Source organism: Stappia sp. (assembly GCF_048268045.1).
Classification (GTDB): Bacteria; Pseudomonadota; Alphaproteobacteria; order Rhizobiales; family Stappiaceae; genus Stappia.
Genome location: NZ_JBLWWG010000006.1, coordinates 286,953 through 305,861, shown reverse-complemented (window position 1 = coordinate 305,861; position 18,909 = coordinate 286,953). Strand labels below are relative to the sequence as shown.

Here is an 18,909-nt window from a genome sequence, read left to right as displayed (position 1 = left end):
CGACCTCCTGCAAAAGGACACCGCATGCGATATTCCGCGCCCCTGCTTGCCTGTCTTGCCGCGCTCTGCGCCGGACTTGTCACGCCCAGCGCCGAGGCAGCGCCGGCCTATGTCGTCATCGCCGCGACCGCCGCACCGGAAGAGTTCGCCCCCGGCCGGGAAATCGAGGCAGAAGATCCGGTCGACCTTCCGGCGGGCGCACGGCTGACGCTGATCGGCAAGAGCGGCCTTGTCTTCAACATCGAAGGCGCCAGGCATGGCCCGGTCGCGCCAGCCAACACCGCGGCAAACGGCAGCGACAGCAGCTCCGACTGGACCCTGCTCAAGCGGCTTGTCGGGTCAACGCAGGCGCGCTCCACCGTTCTGGGCGCGGCCCGGGCAGGCGCCGGCGACATTCCCGCCCCCGCGGACCCCTGGCACATGACCACCGACAGTTCCGGACCGCGCTGCACGCCTGCCGGGCAGTTCATCCTGTGGCGTCGCGATGCCTCGCAAACCCAGGACGTGAGCCTGCGCAACGCCGGCGCCCGCCAGACCGGGCTCGTCTGGTCGGCGGGCGAGCATATGCTTCCCGCTGGCTCCGCTTTCTCCCGGGAGGACGGTCGCGTCGCTATTTCGGTGGGCAAGGACATGCGCGAATTCGAGGTGTCAGTGATGCCGGAAGCCATCGCGGCACAGGGGCCCGGCGCCGTTCTCGGCTGGCTTGTCGGACGCGACTGCCGCCGCCAGGCGCTGGCGCTGATCGCGCGTCTGCACACGGGCGGCAGCCCGGAATAACGCCCCTCAGGCGATCGCGAGCCGCGACCGCCCGCTCTTCATGATGATGAGGGAAATCATCGCGATATTGAGCAAGTTCCAGGCGATGCCATTCAGGAAGGCCGCCTGATAGGACGACGTCAGATCGTAGATCCAGCCCGACATCCAGCCGCCGAGCGCCATGCCGACGATGGTGGCAGTGATCACAGCGCCCACCCGCCGGCCGGCCTCGCGCGCCGGCAGGTACTCGCGAACCACGATGGCATAGCTCGACACGATGCCCCCCTGCGACAGGCCGAAGATCAGAGACACCACGTAGAGCGAGGCGAGCCCGTCGTAGGGCAGGTAGAGCAGCAGCGCCAGGCATTGCAGGACCGCGCCGAGAAGCAGCGTGTAGATGCCGCCGATCCGGTCGGCGAGCATACCGGAGAGGATGCGGCTGGCGATGCCGCCAAAGAGCATCAGCGACAGCATCTCCGCCCCCCGCGCCATCCCGAAGCCAAGGTCGACGCAATAGGCGACGATATGCACCTGCGGCATCGCCATGGCGACGCAGCAGCCAATGCCGGCAACGATCAGCAGCGCCTGCAACTGGCCCGGCGTGAGCGATGTACGCCGCATCGGCGGCGGGTCGACCGGAAGGCTGCCGTCGGCGAGATGCAGCGTGTGCGGGGCGGGGCGGCGGAGCAGAAAGGACGCAGGCACCAGAACGACGAGGCATACGACGCCGATGAAGAGATACGCACCGCGCCAGCCGTGCCCTTCCATCAACTCGCCGATGATGAGCGGCCAGATAGCGCCGGCGACATAGTTCCCCGCCGCCGTCGCCGAGACCGCAAGACCGCGGCGCTTCACGAACCAGTGCGAAACATCGGCCAGCAACGGTCCGAAACTGGCCGCCGCGCCGAAGCCGATCAGCACGCCCTGGATGATCGTGAAGGTGAGCAGAGAACCCGATTGCGAGGCCAGCAGAAAGCCGCCGCCGAGCCCGACGGAGGCGAGCGCCAGCGGAAGTGAGATGCCGAAGCGGTCGACGAAGCGGCCAATCAGCAGGTTGCCGAAGGCAAAACCCACCATCGTCGCCGTATAGGGGAGCGATGCGTCCGCACGATCGACGGCGAAGTCGTATTGCACCGCCGGAAGCACGACGATCACCGACCACATGCCGGCGCCGCCGATGGTGGCGAGCCCCATCGACAGCACGAGCCGCAGCCACGCATAGGTGCTGTCGACACCACCGGAGCGCCCGGTGTTGCGGATCTCGGTCGAATCCATGGCGGTGTCCCCCCCGCAAAGCGTGCGATATCCCTCGCCGCTTCCTTGTTGTCTTGAAATGCGGGCAGCAGCAGCCGCCCGCAAGAAACCGTACGGCGGAGCGGGACGACAGCCCCCTTGCTCAGCTCCTGTCGTTCAACGAGGCGAAGGTCTTGCCGTCCGCGACCAGCCGCTCGAGAAGAGGCGACGGAGCCCAGAAGAAGTCATCGTCCTTCGCGAACTCATGGATGTCGGCAAGCACCTTCGCCAGCCCGACCTGGTCGGCATAGTGCATCGGCCCTCCCCGCCAGCGCGGAAAAGCGTAACCGAACAAGAGCGTGACGTCGACATCGAGCGGACGCAGCGCGATCCCCTCGTCGACGATCCTGGCCGCCTCGTTGATCATCGCGGCCATGTAGCGCCGGATGATCTCCTCCTGGCAGAAGCTGCGCGCAACGATGCCCTTTTGCGCACGCTCCTCAGCAATGATCTCCAGCACCTCGGGATCGTGCGTGCCGCGCCTCGCGCCGGGCTCGTAGAGATAGAAGCCGCGTCCGGTCTTCTGGCCGAACCAGCTTCGCTCGCACAGCCGGTCGGCAAAGCCGACGACCCGCTCATGCGGGTCGCGCGTCGCCGCGCGGCGCTTGCGTCCGGCCCAGGCGATGTCGAGCCCGGCCAGATCGCTCACCGCGAAAGGCCCCATTGGGAAGCCAAAGGCGACAACCGCCTCATCGACCTCATACGGGCTCGCGCCGTCCTCAACCATATAGTCGCCCGCCCTGCGGTAGGCGTTGAGCAGCCGATTGCCAATGAAACCGTCGCAAACCCCGGCGCGCACGGCAACCTTCTTCATCCGCTTCGCCAGTGCGAAGCCGGTCACCACCACATCAGGCGCGGTCATCTCCGCGACGACGACTTCGAGAAGCCGCATGACATGGGCGGGCGAGAAGAAGTGGAAGCCGATCACGTCCTGCGGCCGCGATACGGATGAGGCGATCTCGTTGACGTCGAGATAGGAAGTGTTGGTGGCAAGGATCGCGCCCGGCTTCAGCACGGCGTCGAGTTTCGCGAAGACCTCCTTCTTCACGTCCATATCCTCGAACACAGCCTCGATGACCAGATCGGCCTCGGCGAGGGCCGCATAATCCGTCGCGGTGCGGAACGAGGAGGCAAGCAGGTCTTCACGCCGCTCGGCGCTCATCTTGCCGCGTCGAACGCCGTCCTCAAGAAGCTTTCCGACCGTCGCGCGCGCTTTTTCGGCGGCGGCCTCATCGCGCTCGACCAGCGTCACCTCGAGACCGCTCGACAGCGCCGCCACCGCGATGCCGGACCCCATCGTGCCGCCGCCGATCACACCGAGCGCGGCGATATCGCGAGCCCGGGCGCTGCCCTGCTCGGGGATCCTCGCAACGGCCCGTTCGGCGAAGAAGGCATGAATGAGACCGGACCGCTGCTCCGACTGCATCAGTTCGGTGAAAAGTGCGCGCTCGCGAACGAGCCCCTCGGCAAGCGGCAGATCATAGGCGGCCTCGACCGCGTCGATGGCTACCATCGGCGAGATCTGCCCGCGCGCGCGCTTGCTTGTCGCCGCGCGCACGCTGGCGAAAACCTCCGCCGGCTTCTCGCCGGTCGCGATGTCTCCGCTTCGCCGCGTCGCGATCTCGCCCGACATCACGCGCCGGGCGAAGGCGATGCCTGCCGCAGCCACATCGTCGCCATCGCCAATCTCGTCGACGATGCCAAGCTTCAGCGCCTCCGCCGCATCGGCATGGCGACCGGAGGTGATGAGGTCAAGCGCGGCCTCCGCACCTGCAAGGCGCGGCAGACGCTGCGTGCCGCCGGCACCCGGCAGGATGCCAAGGGTCACCTCCGGAAGGCCGACCTTGCCGCTGGAAAGCATGACGCGCGCGTGGCAACCAAGCGCCACCTCCAGCCCGCCACCCAGCGCCGTACCATGCAGAGCCGCGATCACCGGCTTTTCGGAGCGCTCGATGCGGTCGATCACCCCTGGCAGCAGCGGTTCGACCATCGGCTTGCCGAACTCGCGGATGTCGGCCCCGGCGATAAAGGTCCGCCCACGGCCATACACCACGGCGACCCGAGCATCCTCGTCGGCCTCGAACCGGTCCATCGCCGCGACCAACCCCGCTCGCACGGCCTGCGAGAGTGCATTGACGGGCGGATTGTCGACGGCGATCAGGGCAATGCCATCGGCGAGGGAATAGGAAACTGGCTCGCTGACGAGATCGGTCGCGACATCGGACACGGGCAAAACTCCTCCTGATCCCCTGCGGCACTGGCTTTTCCCGCGCGCATGGGGCCTTGTTTGCGTGCGGCGCATTCTAGGCACCGCGCGAAGTGTTTCAATCCTGAAGTACCGTTTCCAGAAGCGCGGAACACCACCTCAATCGGCGAGACGAAGGGCCATGTCGGCGAGTGGAAGCCCGGCGACACGGGTCTCCCAGCTTTCCCCGGAAGAAACAGGCAGGGCGCGTGTCAGCGTGCCCGTCGTCACCACCTCGCCCGGACCGATTTCCACGGCAAGCGCCGTCGCCGGCAACCCCTCCACCATCGCCTTCAACGCGCTCAGCGGTCCCCCCAGCACATTCCGCGAGCGGCCGTCATCCATCTTCTTGCCGTCTCGGTGAAGAGCCAGGGCGAAATCGGAGAGCTTGTCGAGCCACATCGACCGGTTGCCGTCCTCGATCTTCGCGAAGGGACGGTGGAAGAGCCGGCCATGCAGCGCGAAGGCCGCGACCGTATCCGGCGCCTTGAAACGCCAGTCAGGATAGGGAGACTGGACCAGCTCGAAACCGAGCGCGACGCCGTCGATCGCATCGAGAAGCATCTCCTCGTCCATTCCGGCACGGAGCGGCGCGCCGATGCGAAAGACGATCTCCGGCTCGATGCGCGGCTCCATAAGTACGCCCGCATCGAATGTCGCGGCCTCGTCTTCGGGCACCTCGCCCACCGTCGTGTCGAAAACCGGTCCCCAGATCGGCGCATGGACGTTGTATTCACGCCAGATTGTCCGGTTTGTGAAACCGATCTTCCAGCCAGAAGGACGCTCACCGCGCGCGACCCGCACCGCGCGGATCGCCGCCTGCACCCGGTAAGCGCGACCGAGATCGAAGTCCTCGTCTTGATCCGTGAACGGCGCGCATGATCCGGTGGCGGCCGCGATATCGAGCAGCCGCCGGGCTTCCGCTTCATCGTCGGCGTCAGGAACCGGTGCATACATCATGGTGTGAACCTCCCATCCCAGGGACGGCGGCTGACCGCCATCTTTTCCGCACGATGGCTGGCGCGGACGGCTCTGGCAAGTGACGGGATTGACGATGCGGTGCGCGAAACGGGTTGACGCATTCCGCGGCTTAGCGTTCTTATGTGCGCGATCTCAAGCAACCGCTGCGACGTATCGCGCGGTTCGCAGCTTGACGTAGATGCGATAGAATTTCGCCACGCAACTCTCCCAAGTCTCACCTCCGTTTCGAGGATCTGATGCCGAAACCCCTTATCGCCGTTTTCGCGATTGTTCTCGCAGCCGCGTCGGCTGCCATCTTTTCCGGCCTCGCGGCCGCCCAGAGCCTGAAGATGACGGACGTCGTCGTCGGCTCCGGTGCTGAAGCCGTTCCCGGGTCCAAGGTGACCGTGCACTATGACGGCTATCTGATGAACGGCCAGAAGTTCGATTCAAGTCGCGACCGCGGCGACCCGTTCTCCTTCCCGCTCGGTGCCGGCCGTGTGATCCGCGGCTGGGATCAGGGCGTGCAGGGCATGAAGGTTGGCGGCAAGCGGGAACTCGTCATCCCGCCGGAGCTCGCCTACGGCTCGCGCGGTGCCGGCGGTGTCATTCCGCCGAACGCGACACTGCGCTTCGAGGTGGAACTCCTCGCCGTCGACAAGCCCTGACAAGCAGCATTTCAACCGTCGGAAAGGCCGGGCATCGCCCGGCCTTTTTTCATGATCGAGGCGCGCTGTCCGCAGCCTCGCCATCGGCTTTGCGCAGCAGGGCGACGGCGCGGCGCATCCGCTGCACGGCCGTCGCATGCGACAGCGCCGCGTAGATCGCAAGGCCCACCGCCAACACCGTTGCCTGCGAAACTCCCGCAAGCGGCAGCAGCCCCGCGGCAATCAGCATGACGCAAAGGAAGATGACCCGCTCCAGCCGCTCGAAGAAATCCGGCCACGCCTCGTTGCTGATCGGGATCTCGATCGCCGTGCGCGCCTTGGCGTAGCTCGTCAGCACGCCACCGGAAAAGGCAAGCAGCGCCAGCCCCCAGTGTCCGGACACCGCCCCGATGGCGGCAAGCACCGCGAGTTCCTGATAGCGGTCGACCATGGCATCGAAGTAACCGCCGGACTTCGTGCACATGCCGCGCCGGCGCGCCACCGCACCGTCGAGCGCGTCGAAGGCGAAGGCAAGCGCCAGCGTCAGCCCGAAGACCACCGGGCTGCGGTGCCAGAGAAAAGCGGCCGCACTCGCGCCAACCAGCAGCAGGCCGGTCGCCGTTACCTGGTTCGGTGTCATGCGCAGCCGGATGAGCGGGGTGGCCATCGCCTCCCACAGCGGGTCGATGTGACGCTTGAACAATCCGTCGATCATGGCAGTGCGGTCCCCTGACCCCAAAGGGCCTCAGTTGCGATAGAGCGCAAGCAGGTGCTTGCGCGACTTTTCGAGGCGGGCGGCGCGCCGGTCACATCGCGCCATGCCCTCGGCGCGCGGCTCATAGGCCTCGGCCGGCCCGGCGCAGAGCACGGACGCGGCCGCCTCCACCTTGTCGAACCAGCCAAGCGCCACACCGGCGATGGCCGCTGCTCCGCGCACGCCGGCAAGACGCGGCTCGCGCACCTCGATCCGCCGCTTCAGGGCGTCGGCCAGAAGCTGGGCGAAATGCGGATTGACCGCCGCCCCACCGACCAGGGGCAATGGCAGATCGTGGCGCACGCCCTTCTGCTTGGCCACCACCGAAAGCGCCCAGCGCAGGTTCAGCGCAACCCCCTCGAGCGCCGAGCGCAACACCGCGCCGCGGTCATGGCGCACTCCGAGCCCCATGAACACACCGCGCAACCTGTCATCGTCGACAGGGACGCGTTCGCCGGCAAGCCAGGGTACGAAAAGCGGGTCGTCGTCGCGCGAGGGACCGAGGCCGTCGTAAAGCCTGCCGAGCGCCTGATCGCTGTCGCCGGCGCTTTCGCTCACAAGACGCGCGGCCCAGGCAAAGGCGGTGCCGGCGCTTTCCTGTGTCGCGATCAGCAACGGGCGGAAACCGACGCAGCTGGAAATGGTGGCGAAGGAATGGAAGATGTCGATCCGCCGCGAAGGGAAGAAGCCGCTGAGCCAGGCGCTGGTGCCGGCATAGGCGTGAAGCTCACCGTCGGCCATGGCGCCGGACCCGATGGCGGTGGCGCCGACATCACCGGCGCCGGCGATCACCGGCAGGCCCTCAGGCAGGCCGAGACCGGCTGCCGATGCGGGAAGAAGTCCCCCGACGATGGCCGTTCCGTCAACAATCTCTGGAAGCTTGTCGAGCGGGATGCCGAGCCGAGCGGCCAACGCCGGCGACCAACCTTCGCGGCCCGGCCGGGTGTCCATCATCCAGGTGAGGTTGGCGCTGTCGGCCGTCGTCACGCAGGCACCGGTCGCCTTCAGGATCAACCAGTCCTTGACGTCGAGAAACTTGGCGGCGGCGTTCCAGACGTCCGGTTCGTTCTGCCGGATCCACAGCATCTTCGCAGGAGGATCCATGCCATTGTGGGAGGGTGCCCCATTGGCGATCCGCGTCCAGGCCAGAAGCTTGTCGACCCGATAGCCCGCGATCGAGGGAAAACCACCGTTCATGTTGCGCGACAAGGTGCCGGCGCGCTTGTCGAGCCAGATCATCGCCGGACGCAGCAGGGCGCCGTTCTTGTCGATCGCCACCACGCCGCACATCTGCGCGCAGAAGACCAGCGCCGCTGCACGTTGCGACAGGTCCGGAACCTGCGTGGCGAGATCGGCGATGCCTCGGGCCAGTGCCGACCACCAGTCCTGCGGCGCTTGCTCGGCCCCGTCGTCTCCCGGCAGCGAGAGTGGATAGGACGCGGTTGCGTTGGCGAGAGGGGCAAGGTCAGCGCCCAAGGCGGCAAGCTTGACCCCGGAGGTGCCGAAATCGGCCGCGATCACCAGATCGCGTTCTCTCCCGTTCGTCCCTGCATTCTCTACCGACGATCCCTGTGCCTGTGCGGCCACGCTTCGTCCCCTGTTCCACGCTCCGGGCCGGATGCCCGATTGTCGATATTCACGACCGGGTTTATAGAGGTCCGCGCGAAATGAGAACCGTCCTTGTCGCTGTGCAGCGAGAAACGCCATCGCATGGCCGGACGCGCCAAACCCCGCTCCCGGGAGCCCAGATGCCCGCTTCGGAACAGCCGCCTGCCTTGCCCCTCGACGTCGTCTACACCTGGGTCGACGACAGTTTCGACGGCTACAGCGACAGCCTGATGGCCCACGCGCAGGACAACCGGGACGCCAACCCGAACCGCACCAGGGACAACCTCGAGACGTTGCGCTACAGCCTGCGCTCGCTCGAGCGTTTCGCCCCCTTCGTGCGAAACGTTTATATTCTGAGCTGCCGGCCACAGGTTCCCGACTGGCTCGACACGTCGCGTCCCGACATTCGCATCGTCCATCATGACGAGGTCATCGAGGAGCGCTTCCTGCCCACCTTCAGCTCATTTTCTATTGTCAGCCACCTGGCGCGGTTGCCAGGCCTGTCGGAACGCTTCCTCTACTTCGAGGACGACATGCTGGCTTTCGCGCCGCTGTCCCTGTCCGATTTCTTCACGCCGGAGGGACGACCGAGGGTGCTTTTCGAGAGCAAGCGTACCCCGATCGAGGCAGATCTCTCGCCGGCCATCGCAAGCCCGTGGAACCTGGCTCTGGCCACCGCCAACGCCATGCTCGACCGCGTGCATGGCGCGGCGCCGCGCCGTTACCTCGCCCATGGCCCGCTCGCCATCGACCGCGAGGGCTTCGAGGCCATGCTCTCCGCCTATCCAGAGGAAATCCTGGCGACGCGCCGAGCGCGGTTTCGCGGCAACGGCACCGTGCCGCCCGAATATGTCTATCCGCACCACGCGGTTCTCACCGGCGCAGGCGAAGCCGCACCGCCCGCCGAGGTGAAACGGCTCACGGGCTATGTCTCGCTGGAAAACATCCTGCCCTGGACATGGCTGCAGCTGCGACGCCTGGAATGGCAGCATCCGGCGACGATCACCCTCAACGACAGCTTCGGGGACAGGCCCAATCCGCGCGTCGTCGCGCTCGTCAAGAAGACGCTCGAACGCTGGTTCCCGACCCCTTCGCGCTTCGAAAAGCCCGCCTAGCGTTTCGCCGTCTCCCGCAGCGCGCGTTCGTAGACCGCAAGAAACTCCGGCCCGGTCGCGGCAATGTCGAAGCCTGCGGCGCGGGCCCTGGCCAGCTCCGCGAAGCGCGCGCGCTGATCCTGTGCGCGACACAGCTCCAGAAGCCTTTCGGCAAGCGCCCGCGCATCGCCGGGCGGCACCAGCAGCCCCGCGAGCTCGCCGGTCATCACCGAGGCGTAACCAGGATTGGCGGCCGCCACGGGAACCGCTCCCGCCGCCATCGCCTCAATCAGCACAATGCCGAAGCTTTCGCCGAAGCGGGAGGGCGCGGCCAGAACATCGGCGCTCGCCACCAAGGCACGGGCGGCCGCGTCATCCGGCGTCGGCAGATGGGCGATGCGCCCGCCGAACGGACCTGCCATCGCCGCATGAACGAGCGGCTCCAGCGTCCCGCCGCCGGCGACCGTCAGACGGATGTCATCCCCCTGGCGCGCCACGTCGGGCCAGGCGGCGAGCAGCACATCAAGCCCCTTGCGCTCCTCGAAGCGCCCCAGAAAGACGATATGGCAACCCGCGCCTTTGGGCCCGCGCGTCTGACCGGCCATTCGCCAGGCCGAGAGATCGACCGAGGGCGGCAGCACATGGGCGGCAATGCCGCGCGCCTCCGGCCGGAGATGGGCAAGCGGTGTCGCCGAAGGCACGATAAGCGCCCGAGAACGGTCGAGGAAGTGGTTGGCCGCTTGCCTCAACAGACGCGCCGAAATCCCACGGTCACCAGGGTCCGGCAACGTCGCATGAAACGTGGCGACGCTTGGCAGGCGGAGGCCACGCCAGACCTGCCAGGCCATCAGCGGTGTCCATGGCGTGTGCAGGTGAACGAGGTCGGCCTTCCAGCCTTCGCCGAGTTCGCCCGCCAGCGCGCGCACTTCCGCCCGCCTCGCAAGGCTGATCTCGAATCGCGTGGAAAAGAGCGAGACAAGACGCGCCCGGCCGCAATGGTCGACGCCGGCAAGCGGCTGCCCGGTGACGGGATAGGGCGCGACGATCCGCGTCTCGTGGCCCTGCCGCGTCAGCCAGGCGGACAGGTCGCGCACATGCGCCTGCACGCCGCCAGGACGGGCGAGGTCATAGGGGCAGACCTGGATGATCCTCATGCGTCGCCGCTCGCGTCCGCCCGCAGCGTCCCGAAGAGCCCCTCGACCACGTCGGCAACCGCATAGACGACAAGGAAAACCAGCAAGGGAACGAGCGTTCCGGTCATCCCGGCGAGAAGCACCAGCGGCGCGATGGTGCCACTGAGGCCGGCGAAGAAGGCAAGCACCGCGCCCGTCGCCGACAGGGGAGGAAGCGGACTGCCCGCAACCTTGGTGAGCGGCGGCGGGCTCGCGTCACGCACCACACGCGCGAAAAGGCGGATCCATGCGGCGACCACGCCCACAAAGGTCCAGGTGAGCTGCTCCCCGCCCGCCATCGCCGCATCAGAACCCCCGGCGCGGTCCGCCAGAATGCCGATGCTGGCGTAGAGGAAACCCCATTGCGCCATATCGACCAGATAATCGACGGTACCGCCAAGCCGCGAACTGCGGCCGGTGGCCCGCGCAAGCCCGCCGTCCACGCAGTCGAGAACCTGAAAGAGGATGGCCAGCAATCCGACCATCAGCACGGCGCGATCCACCGACATGAAAAGCGCCGCAAGAGGCATCGCAACGACCACCGGGATGCCGGCAAGCGTCACCATGGTCGGCGAGACCGGGGTGCGCGACAACACACGGATGATCGGCAGGCTTGGCAAGCGGTAGAATAACGCGACCGCCCAGTCGCTGCGCATCTCGCGGGCAAATCTGGCGCGGCGATATTCCGCCACGAGTTCACCAAGTGTCGGTCCGTCCGTCATTCCCCACGTCATCCGTTCCGGCATTGCTTGCCCCCTGAGGGAGCCTCTTCTATAGGTGGAGCCCTTACCACATTGCGGCGGGTTCATGCGCGATATCACATCGATTTTTCTGGCGGCGGGACGGGGCGTGCGCATGGGCGAACGCGGCCGCATGACGCCCAAGGGTCTTCTCTCCCTGGGCGAGAAGACGTTCTGCGAGGACGCCGTCGAGACACTCGCGGCGCACGGCCTTGGCCAGGTGCGCATCGTCACCGGCCACCTTGCCGAGCAATACGGCGATCTCGTTGCCCGCCGGCTGCCGGACGCCACTCTTTGCCACAATCCCGACTTCGCCGAGAAAGGCTCCCTGAACAGCCTTCTCGTCGGTCTCGAAGACGTCGACGGACCCGTCCTTCTGCTTGAGTCCGACCTTGTGTTCGAACCTCGCGCCGTTGCCGCCGTGCTGGCGGAGCCGGGGTCTTCGGCCCTGCTCGTATCCGGGCCGACCGGAGCGGGCGACGAGGTCTATGTCTGGGCGGAGACACAGGGCGACCGCCCCTGCCTCGTCGACATGTCGAAGCAGGTCGGCCACCGCGACGCCCCTCACCACGGCGAACTCGTCGGCCTCACCTACCTTGCCGCCGAGGCCGTGCGCAGGCTCAAGCGGATCGGCCCGGGCCTGGTCGAAGAAACACCCATGGCCGACTACGAGAGCGGTCTCGTGGCCCTGGCGCGGACCCATGACATCACCTGTCCCAAGGTCGAGGATCTGGCCTGGGCGGAAGTCGACAACGAGGAAATGCTGGCCCGCGCCGCCCGCCTCGTTTACCCGCGCATTGTCGAGGCACGGCGTCAGGCTCCGTCCGACTGAGCCTTACCCTCCCCGCCCCGTCAGTGCGGGCGGGAGAGCATCCGCTGCGCGATAGCCGTCCCGATCATCGCGAGCGCGATGGAAAGCCAGCTGCTGGTGAACCCGGACAACGCCCCGATTTCGCCCATCGCCCAGGAAACCTTCGTCGCGACGAGCGCGAAATAACCGCACATCGCCAGGACGACGATCCGCCCAGGCGCGACGATCCGGCCAGACCCGGCGATGGGGGCAAGGCTCGCTCCCAGCAGCGCATAGGCTCCCGGCAGGAAGAAAGCCGCCCAACGCCTCCACAGCGCGGCGTCGACGTCCGGCCCCTTTAGCGGGTTGTCCGACCGGGCGAGCCGCTCGAGCGGCGCCTGCGGCAGATAGAAGGCCGGCACATCATAATAGGCCAGCGTTTCCGGCAGCAGCGACAGGCGCACCTCCAGCGTCGGATAGCGGCTGATGAGATAGAGCGAGGTCTGGGCATAGGTCGCCGTTTCCGTCTCCCCCTCCTCGCCCGGCAGGCGCGACCACAGCGCCACGTCGCTAAACCGCCAGAACCCGGGACGCTTGGCCGGCTCCGCCCGCCCGGCGACCAATACATCCTGCAGGTCCCCGGCCACGACGCCCCGATAGAGCTCAAGATCGGCGAGGCGCGGCTTCTCCTGCCGGGTGATGCGGGCGCGCAGCACATTGCCGTCAACGACGAACCAGCGATGTCCCTCGATCTCGCCGGCCGCGAAACGGCGACCGTAGCCCCCCAGCTCGAGCTCCGCCTGGGCAAAGACGGCCGCCGGCCTGAGCCAACGCTCGAGCGCGAACTGCAGCGAACCCGTCAGCGCGGCAAAAAGACAAACCACCAGCAGGGTCTGGCGCGGCGACCAGCCCGCCGCTGCGAGGATGGTTGTCTCGCGATTGAACAGTCGGAAGAGTTCGGCCGCGAAAATGCCGATGAAACAGGCGACCGGGAACAGACGTGTCGCGATGTCGACACCGCGAAAGCCAAGGTAGAGAGCAAGAAGCTCCATCCGGCTCCGATCCAGCGCGTCGGCGCGCGCGAGCACATCATCAAGGGTCTGCGCCAGGTCGATGGCCCAGGCGATGATCAGGAACATCGACATGACGAGCAATGCGGCGCGCAAATAAAGCCCGAGCGCACGGCGCGCGGCGATACCGAAAATCGGCGTTCGACCAACGCCGCGCACCGGGAGGGGCGCAAGCCCCGCCGAAGCATCCGCCATCGCGTCCCGCCTGTCCGGTCCCATGCTCATGCCCGCTCGTTGACGGGACGAAGCAGCGCCGGGGCGCGCCGACCAAGGCCAAGCGCCAGGACAAAGGCCGCCACAAGACCAATACCGAGCCCCATAGCCACCATCACCCCGCCGCCCGTCGTGACGGCGATCCCGCCGAGAAAGGCGCGCAAGGCCACATCGAAAACAAGAAGCGTTGCGCAGGCCGCGGGCAGCGCCAGATAGCCGGCAACACCGCTGCCGGCCAGTGCGCAAGCCACCAGCGCCAGAAGAGGCGCGACAAAGGCGGCTACGGACCGCGCGAACCGCTGGCCGGCGATTTCGAGCGCCCCGGTGCTGGCCGCACCGCTTTCCAGAGCCTCCAGCAGCGTCCATTCCTTCGCCACGTCGCTTCGTGCGGCGAACTGAAGGATATTGTCGAGACTGACGGGCATGGAGACGTTTTCCACCTTGACCCTTGGCAGCATCGGCACCGCCAACATGTCCTCGTCGCTGAGCGCGCGGAGGTTGGGGCCGCGCCCCGCGCTGAGCACGCTTTTCTGTCCGTCCCCGTCGAGAGGAATGAAATCATAGGCGATCACCCGGCCGAGACCGAGATCGTAGGCCCCTTTTTCGTTCGGGCCGATCAGCTTCCAGTTCCCGGCCTGGGTCACACGCCAGGCGCCCGCCGCCCCCGGCTGATGAACGAAAAGGCTTTCATGCGGGGGCGAGACGCTGGTGTCGCTCAGCGCGGCGAAGGTGCGCCCCCGGATCGTCTCGATCAGTGTTCCCTCGCTCGGCTCGGTGATGCGGCGAAACAGAAGTTCGCTCTTGAGCTGAAAGACCAGCGCCCGGTTCGCATGTTTGGCGAGCGGGTCCACGAAGCCCGACACCGAGAGACTGAGCGCGAAGGCCGCAAGGCCCGTGAGAAGCGCCACCCGCAACGCCACCCGCCAGGACACACCGGCCGCCGAAAGCGCCACGAGTTCCCGTTCCTCGCGCGCCGCGACGAAGGCAAAATAGCCGCCGATCACACAGGCAAGCGCCAGCGCGAAGTCGAAAATCTCCGGCGTGGTCATCGCCAGTATCGACAGCGCAGAGAGGAGCGAACCGCCGTGGCCGAGAACTTCTTCCAGAACTCCGGTGAGCTTTTCGGCGAGAAACACGATCTCGATGGTCACCACGACGACGGCGACCCTGGCCAGCACACGCATGAGCAGCGACCGCGTCGCGATCGAAAAGACCGGCATCACGGCAGCGATGCTCCCAAAGGGTCCGAAAACTGCGCCGGCGCCATCGCCTGTTCTGTCCACTTCATGCTAGATCGGGCCTGCGCGCACCCTCGCGCGCAAGCCTGAAAATCCTCGATTCCTGAACGCTATCATAGGTCACCGCCGATGCGACGTCTTCAGCAGATCCTTGCCGATTGTCTGGCGTATTCCTTCGGCGCCGGCCTGTCGCCGGTCTGGCCGGGAACGGTCGGCGCCGCTGTCGGCCTGCTCGTCGCGTGGCCGCTCGCGGGTACCGGTGTCGCCCAACAGGCAATCGCACTCGCACTCCTCTTCGCCGTCGGCACCTGGGCATCCGCATGCGTCGCCCGCGACCGGGGGGAAGAGGATCCTCAGGTGGTGGTGGTCGACGAGACGTTCGGAGCAGCGGCGGTTGTACTGTTCCTGCCGGTCGATCCCGTCTGGTGGCTCGCCGGGTTTCTCGCCTTTCGCTTCTTCGATATCCGCAAGGTCTGGCCGGTCGACTGGCTGCAAGACACGGTCAAGGGCGGGCTCGGCATCATGCTGGACGACGCCGGAGCCGCTCTCTACGCCCTTCTGGTTCTTGTACCGCTCGCCTGGAGCCTCGGTGCCTACGGTTGAGCGGTGTTCGCAAGCCCGGCAAGAAAGACAAGCGCCGGCCCGGCAATCAGCCAGGCATCGACAATGTCGAGCAGCCCGCCCTGGCGCGGCAGCACCTGCGGATAATCCTTGACGCCGGAAGCACGCTTGAGGCGCGATCCGGCGAGGTCGCCGGCGACGGCGGCAAGCGCGATGACAAGGGCCGCAAGCAGGGCCGGTCCCGGCTGCCAGCCGAAAGCCAGAGGCCCGGCGACCACCGCCGTCAGCGCCAGCATGGCTCCCCCGACGGCCAGCCCCTCGACGGTCTTGCGCGGGCTCAGCACCGGAAACGCTGGCCGCCGGCCGAACAGCTTGCCGCCGAAGAGCGCATAGCTGTCGTAGGTCTCGACCAGCAGGAAGGCGAGGAGCAGCATGCCTGCCTGCCCGTCGTTGCGGGCAGCGGCGATGAAGAGAACCGCCGGCACCATCGGGAAGACGACAAGCTCCGCCAGAACCCTGGTCACCGCCGCCGGCCGCGCCAGCAGACGCCACAGGCAGGTTGCGACAAGTGCGACGGCAAGACCGATCCCTACCGCGAGGCCGAAGTCCAGCAGACCGGCGCAAAACCCTAGAACCGCGACGAGACCACCGAAGAAAAGAGACGCAAACCGTAATGCAGGGCGCCCACCACCATCGGGTAGGACGCGCAACAGCGCGACCCCGGCGGCCTCATAGCCGACCCGTAGACCGAGCACCGCCAGCGCGAGATCGCGCCAGACGCCCCCGGCCAGGAACGGCAGCAGGCCACCGGCGACGATAACAAGCTCCGTGCCGTAGATAGGCCAGAGCGGCCGTGTCTTGCCAGCCGTCGCCGGGACCAGGCTGCCGAGAGCGAGCAGCACGAAACCGATGGCGAGGCCAACGAGAATGGCCAGCGCGACCGTGGGAAGCGCCACTGCCTGCAGGCCCATTCCGCTCATCCCTTGCGGAACATCGTCGCGGCGTGGCGGCGGGCGATGCGCGTCTGCCAGCGCCGCAGGGCCGGGGCAAGCAGGCTGTGACCGTAGGCAAGCAAGCCCATCTGCGTGCCGGGCGCGACCAGGAACCGCCCGCGCTCGGCGCCGCGCACGATATGCTCGGCCACCCGCTCGGCGCTCCAGAGACCGCCCCCGGAGGTGATCTCCTTGGTGGCCGTCGGCTTGGTCAGCGCCTCAGCGGCAAGCTGCGGCGTGTCGGTGTCGGGCGGATAGGCCAGGGTCACGGAAATGTCGACCAGCGCCAGCTCCACCCGGAGCACCTCGGCAAGTCCGCGCAGGGCGAACTTCGACGGCGCGTAGGCGCCATAGCCGTAGATACCGAAGAAGGCGGCACCGGAGGAAACGAAGACCATCCTCCCGGTCCCCTTCGCGGCCATCTTGGGAGCAAGCTCGTGGGCCAGATTGAGCGCGCCGAAGTAGTTCGTGCGCATCTGGTCGACATGCTCGTGCAGCGGCTGCTCAAGAAAATGCCCGGGCTGGGCAATCCCGGCATTGAAGACCGCCCACGCCGGCACGCCGAGCCTGCGCACGAGCGAACGCAGCGCCTCTCGCGAGGCCGCCTCGTCACCGACGTCGGCCGACGCCCATTCGACGCGGGCCGCAGGCACCGCCAGCAGGATCTCGGCTGCCGTCTCGGCCAGCCGCACCTCGCCCCGCGCCATCAGCCCGAGGTCGAACCCCTTGCGGGCGAGAGTGAACGCAAGCGCCCGCCCGATGCCGCTGCTGCCGCCGGAGATGAAGGCGACAGGACGGTCGGCATCGCTGGCGTCCGCGTTCCCCATCGTCAGACGTCCGTTGCGTCGCCGGCGAAAGCGAGAAGACGGTTGTAACCTTCCGCATCCTCGATCTGCAGCGGCGGATGCTTGAACAGGAAGGCGCTTGCGTCCTCGATCGGACCGACCATGCCGCGGTCGCGGGCAATCGCCGCCGAACGGATGGCAATCAGCGCCATCGCCGCCGCATTGGGGCTGTCCTCGACCTCGAGACGCATCTCGACATGAGTGCGCACACCGCCGAAGAGGCGTCCCTCGAGACGCACATAGGCGACCTTGCGATCCTCGAGCCACGGCACGTAGTCGGACGGGCCGATGCGGATCTCGGTGTCGGAGAGACGCGCGTTCATCGCTGTCTGCACCGCCTCGGTCTTGGACTCGCGCTTCATCGCCAGCCTGTCCATGTCCATCATGTTCAGGAAGTCGGTGTTGCCGCCCACATTGAGCTGATAGGTGCGATCAACCTTGACGCCACGCATGTCGGCAAGCCGCGCCAGGGCGCGGTGGGTGATGGTCGCGCCGAACTGCGCCTTGAAGTCATCGCCCAGGATCGGCAGCTTCGCCTGGCGGAACTTCTCCGCCCACGCCTGGTCGGAAGCGATGAACACCGGAATGCCGTTGACGAAGGCGCATCCGGCCTCGAGAGCGCATTGGGCGTAGAAGTGCGATGCCTCGATGGAACCGACCGGCAGGAAGTTGATGACAACCTCGGCCTTGGCCTCCTTCAGGGCCGCAACGATGGCGTCCTTGCCGAGTGCCGGCTCGCTGGAGACAACGAAGCTGCGATCGGGCGCCTGGTTGCGCATGAAGGCGGAAACGCCATCGAGATCGGGGCCGCGCAGCACAGGCGCGCTCATGCCACCAAGATCCTTGTGGAAGATCTCCGTGCAGTTCGGCAGCGCCACGGCGGCCTCGCCGACCGTACGGCCGACCTTGCGCGCATCAACCTCGAAGGCAAGCACGATGTCCACGTCCTGCGGCCGGTAGCCGCCGAGAACCGGGAACGGCACGCCGATCGCCTCGTCCCCGAACGCGCGGCAATAGGCCACGCCCTGCACAAGCGAGCTGGCGCAATTGCCGGCTCCGACGATCGCTGTCCGGATCGTCCTGGCGGAAGTCGCTGTCATGATCAGTGTCTAGCCCCTACCCATGCCCATCGGCCTGGAAAGCGGCCTTCCGGGAACTGTCGTTGTTTCTGGCCGCGCGAGGGAATGTCCTTGCGGCTTTTGGCTGCGGTCGGGCGACCCGATCCGCGATGAGCGTTACTCGATCTCGATCCGTTCCACCAGCGGCTTGCCGGTTCCCACATCCTGCCCGACGACGACAACCCGGCTCACGCTCGGCATCAGGCCGCTTTCGTCGACGTCGACATAGGCATAGGTCGGCTTCATCTCGTAGCCGCCGGCGCGCAGCGTGAGCTGCGCCTTTCCCGGTTCGATGAGCCTGAGTGTCGCCATCCGCTCGGGATACGAGACGACGTAAAGGCTGAAGACGTTCGGATCTTCTGTTTGTCGTGCGCGCACGCCGAAAGCGAAACTGTCCTCGATCATCTTCAGCGGCAGTCTCTCGCCGGTCGTGTTGTAGCGCCGCCAGTAGGCCAACACCGGCTCGCGCGGATCGAGGCTGCCATCTGCGCGAAAGTTCGCCGCGTAGATGATCGTGTTCGAATTGGTGGAGCGCTGCAGATAGAAGAGCATACCCGGCTCTTCGGGAACCGGGAAATCGGGCCGAATGACGGGAGCCCGATCAACGGGCTCGACGACAGACGCCTGCGCCCGCTGGCTTGAGCGCGTCTCGATGCGCGTACCTTCCTGGGCATGTGCCGACATCGGCGCAAGCGTCGCTGCGACCGCAACCGCGAGAAGCGCGGCAACGACGGCCATTCGCTTGCGCCATGCGTTCGCATCGCGTCTTGTGCCGCAGGAGATTGCGCTCGCCGCCATGGTTGGAAAGTCCGT

Annotated in this window: 18 protein-coding genes; 5 read left to right on the top strand and 13 right to left on the bottom strand. The window is 66.9% G+C overall.

Going from position 1 to position 18,909, the window contains the following annotated elements; genetic code table 11:
- Nucleotides 1–24: 24 nt before the first annotated feature.
- Nucleotides 25–777, top strand: a complete 753-nt coding sequence (locus ACN0WF_RS12295) for a hypothetical protein (RefSeq protein ID WP_417773108.1) — start codon at nt 25–27, stop codon at nt 775–777.
- 6 nt (nt 778–783) lie between these two features.
- Here the strand turns inward: ACN0WF_RS12295 and ACN0WF_RS12290 are convergent, their stop codons facing one another.
- The 3 genes from ACN0WF_RS12290 to ACN0WF_RS12280 form a co-directional block, all read right to left on the bottom strand.
- Entirely contained in the window at nt 784–2,031 is a 1,248-nt protein-coding gene (locus tag ACN0WF_RS12290) for an MFS transporter (RefSeq protein ID WP_417773107.1), read from the bottom strand.
- A gap of 121 nt (nt 2,032–2,152) precedes the next feature.
- A complete protein-coding gene (locus ACN0WF_RS12285; RefSeq protein WP_417773106.1) occupies nt 2,153–4,276 on the bottom strand; it encodes an FAD-dependent oxidoreductase in 2,124 nt (707 codons plus the stop codon).
- 138 nt (nt 4,277–4,414) lie between these two features.
- Nucleotides 4,415–5,254 carry a 2-keto-4-pentenoate hydratase gene (locus ACN0WF_RS12280; protein WP_417773105.1) on the bottom strand — a complete coding sequence of 280 codons (840 nt, stop codon included), beginning with the start codon at nt 5,252–5,254 and terminating at the stop codon, nt 4,415–4,417.
- Nucleotides 5,255–5,511: 257 nt separating this feature from the next.
- On the opposite strand from ACN0WF_RS12280, the gene ACN0WF_RS12275 reads away from it, so the two are divergent.
- The gene (locus ACN0WF_RS12275; RefSeq protein WP_417773104.1) at nt 5,512–5,922 is read left to right on the top strand and encodes an FKBP-type peptidyl-prolyl cis-trans isomerase; all 411 of its coding nucleotides are present in this window, start codon (nt 5,512–5,514) and stop codon (nt 5,920–5,922) included.
- A 49-nt stretch (nt 5,923–5,971) separates the two neighbouring features.
- On the opposite strand, the gene ACN0WF_RS12270 is transcribed toward ACN0WF_RS12275, so the two are convergent.
- Both ACN0WF_RS12270 and ACN0WF_RS12265 read right to left on the bottom strand, forming a co-directional pair.
- Complete coding sequence (locus tag ACN0WF_RS12270) at nt 5,972–6,616, bottom strand: CDP-alcohol phosphatidyltransferase family protein (RefSeq protein WP_417773103.1); 645 nt, start codon at nt 6,614–6,616, stop codon at nt 5,972–5,974.
- A gap of 30 nt (nt 6,617–6,646) precedes the next feature.
- Nucleotides 6,647–8,242, bottom strand: a complete 1,596-nt coding sequence (locus ACN0WF_RS12265) for a xylulokinase (RefSeq protein ID WP_417773102.1) — start codon at nt 8,240–8,242, stop codon at nt 6,647–6,649.
- A 161-nt stretch (nt 8,243–8,403) separates the two neighbouring features.
- Here ACN0WF_RS12265 and ACN0WF_RS12260 point away from each other — a divergent pair, with 161 nt between their 5' ends.
- On the top strand, nt 8,404–9,378 hold the full coding sequence (locus ACN0WF_RS12260) for a hypothetical protein (RefSeq protein ID WP_417773101.1): 975 nt from the start codon (nt 8,404–8,406) through the stop codon (nt 9,376–9,378).
- Here the strand turns inward: ACN0WF_RS12260 and ACN0WF_RS12255 are convergent.
- Nucleotides 9,375–10,511, bottom strand: a complete 1,137-nt coding sequence (locus ACN0WF_RS12255) for a glycosyltransferase family 4 protein (RefSeq protein ID WP_417773100.1) — start codon at nt 10,509–10,511, stop codon at nt 9,375–9,377. The two genes, ACN0WF_RS12260 and ACN0WF_RS12255, sit on opposite strands and share 4 nt — an antisense overlap.
- The gene (locus ACN0WF_RS12250; RefSeq protein ID WP_417773099.1) at nt 10,508–11,251 is read right to left on the bottom strand and encodes a CDP-alcohol phosphatidyltransferase family protein; all 744 of its coding nucleotides are present in this window, start codon (nt 11,249–11,251) and stop codon (nt 10,508–10,510) included. The genes ACN0WF_RS12255 and ACN0WF_RS12250 overlap by 4 nt, the downstream gene beginning before the upstream one ends.
- An 85-nt stretch (nt 11,252–11,336) precedes the next feature.
- Between ACN0WF_RS12250 and ACN0WF_RS12245 the strand changes: the two genes are divergently transcribed.
- Entirely contained in the window at nt 11,337–12,101 is a 765-nt protein-coding gene (locus tag ACN0WF_RS12245) for an NTP transferase domain-containing protein (protein ID WP_417773098.1), read from the top strand.
- 20 nt (nt 12,102–12,121) lie between these two features.
- Here ACN0WF_RS12245 and ACN0WF_RS12240 read toward each other — a convergent pair whose 3' ends face one another.
- Together ACN0WF_RS12240 and ACN0WF_RS12235 are read right to left on the bottom strand one after the other, a co-directional pair.
- Nucleotides 12,122–13,354, bottom strand: coding sequence for an LptF/LptG family permease (locus ACN0WF_RS12240; protein ID WP_417773097.1), 1,233 nt, complete (start codon nt 13,352–13,354; stop codon nt 12,122–12,124).
- The gene (locus tag ACN0WF_RS12235; RefSeq protein ID WP_417773096.1) at nt 13,351–14,562 is read right to left on the bottom strand and encodes an LptF/LptG family permease; all 1,212 of its coding nucleotides are present in this window, start codon (nt 14,560–14,562) and stop codon (nt 13,351–13,353) included. Before ACN0WF_RS12235 ends, ACN0WF_RS12240 begins: the two co-directional genes overlap by 4 nt.
- A gap of 147 nt (nt 14,563–14,709) precedes the next feature.
- Between ACN0WF_RS12235 and ACN0WF_RS12230 the strand changes: the two genes are divergently transcribed.
- Complete coding sequence (locus ACN0WF_RS12230) at nt 14,710–15,183, top strand: phosphatidylglycerophosphatase A (RefSeq protein ID WP_417773095.1); 474 nt, start codon at nt 14,710–14,712, stop codon at nt 15,181–15,183.
- Here ACN0WF_RS12230 and ACN0WF_RS12225 read toward each other — a convergent pair.
- The 4 genes from ACN0WF_RS12225 to ACN0WF_RS12210 all read right to left on the bottom strand — a co-directional run bounded on the left by ACN0WF_RS12225 (nt 15,174) and on the right by ACN0WF_RS12210 (nt 18,894).
- The gene (locus ACN0WF_RS12225) at nt 15,174–16,112 is read right to left on the bottom strand and encodes a phosphatidate cytidylyltransferase (protein WP_417773094.1); all 939 of its coding nucleotides are present in this window, start codon (nt 16,110–16,112) and stop codon (nt 15,174–15,176) included. The two genes, ACN0WF_RS12230 and ACN0WF_RS12225, sit on opposite strands and share 10 nt — an antisense overlap.
- A gap of 5 nt (nt 16,113–16,117) precedes the next feature.
- Nucleotides 16,118–16,960: an SDR family oxidoreductase gene (locus ACN0WF_RS12220; RefSeq protein ID WP_417773093.1), complete on the bottom strand. Its 843-nt coding sequence runs from the start codon at nt 16,958–16,960 to the stop codon at nt 16,118–16,120.
- Nucleotides 16,961–16,962: 2 nt separating this feature from the next.
- Entirely contained in the window at nt 16,963–18,078 is a 1,116-nt protein-coding gene (locus ACN0WF_RS12215; RefSeq protein WP_417773092.1) for an inositol-3-phosphate synthase, read from the bottom strand.
- 135 nt (nt 18,079–18,213) lie between these two features.
- Complete coding sequence (locus ACN0WF_RS12210) at nt 18,214–18,894, bottom strand: DUF4833 domain-containing protein (RefSeq protein ID WP_417773091.1); 681 nt, start codon at nt 18,892–18,894, stop codon at nt 18,214–18,216.
- Nucleotides 18,895–18,909: the final 15 nt, after the last annotated feature.

What these genes read in the sequence shown, in the direction of transcription:
- ACN0WF_RS12225 (WP_417773094.1), bottom strand. Translation starts at nt 16,112, where the DNA reads ATGGGCCTGCAGGCAGTGGCGCTTCCCACGGTCGCGCTGGCCATTCTC.
- ACN0WF_RS12220 (WP_417773093.1), bottom strand. Translation starts at nt 16,960, where the DNA reads ATGGGGAACGCGGACGCCAGCGATGCCGACCGTCCTGTCGCCTTCATC.
- ACN0WF_RS12270 (WP_417773103.1), bottom strand. Translation starts at nt 6,616, where the DNA reads ATGATCGACGGATTGTTCAAGCGTCACATCGACCCGCTGTGGGAGGCG.
- ACN0WF_RS12280 (WP_417773105.1), bottom strand. Translation starts at nt 5,254, where the DNA reads ATGATGTATGCACCGGTTCCTGACGCCGACGATGAAGCGGAAGCCCGG.
- ACN0WF_RS12230 (WP_417773095.1), top strand. Translation starts at nt 14,710, where the DNA reads ATGCGACGTCTTCAGCAGATCCTTGCCGATTGTCTGGCGTATTCCTTC.
- ACN0WF_RS12260 (WP_417773101.1), top strand. Translation starts at nt 8,404, where the DNA reads ATGCCCGCTTCGGAACAGCCGCCTGCCTTGCCCCTCGACGTCGTCTAC.
- ACN0WF_RS12255 (WP_417773100.1), bottom strand. Translation starts at nt 10,511, where the DNA reads ATGAGGATCATCCAGGTCTGCCCCTATGACCTCGCCCGTCCTGGCGGC.
- ACN0WF_RS12235 (WP_417773096.1), bottom strand. Translation starts at nt 14,562, where the DNA reads ATGCCGGTCTTTTCGATCGCGACGCGGTCGCTGCTCATGCGTGTGCTG.
- ACN0WF_RS12275 (WP_417773104.1), top strand. Translation starts at nt 5,512, where the DNA reads ATGCCGAAACCCCTTATCGCCGTTTTCGCGATTGTTCTCGCAGCCGCG.
- ACN0WF_RS12210 (WP_417773091.1), bottom strand. Translation starts at nt 18,894, where the DNA reads ATGGCGGCGAGCGCAATCTCCTGCGGCACAAGACGCGATGCGAACGCA.
- ACN0WF_RS12245 (WP_417773098.1), top strand. Translation starts at nt 11,337, where the DNA reads ATGCGCGATATCACATCGATTTTTCTGGCGGCGGGACGGGGCGTGCGC.
- ACN0WF_RS12240 (WP_417773097.1), bottom strand. Translation starts at nt 13,354, where the DNA reads ATGAGCATGGGACCGGACAGGCGGGACGCGATGGCGGATGCTTCGGCG.
- ACN0WF_RS12250 (WP_417773099.1), bottom strand. Translation starts at nt 11,251, where the DNA reads ATGACGGACGGACCGACACTTGGTGAACTCGTGGCGGAATATCGCCGC.
- ACN0WF_RS12295 (WP_417773108.1), top strand. Translation starts at nt 25, where the DNA reads ATGCGATATTCCGCGCCCCTGCTTGCCTGTCTTGCCGCGCTCTGCGCC.
- ACN0WF_RS12215 (WP_417773092.1), bottom strand. Translation starts at nt 18,078, where the DNA reads ATGACAGCGACTTCCGCCAGGACGATCCGGACAGCGATCGTCGGAGCC.
- ACN0WF_RS12290 (WP_417773107.1), bottom strand. Translation starts at nt 2,031, where the DNA reads ATGGATTCGACCGAGATCCGCAACACCGGGCGCTCCGGTGGTGTCGAC.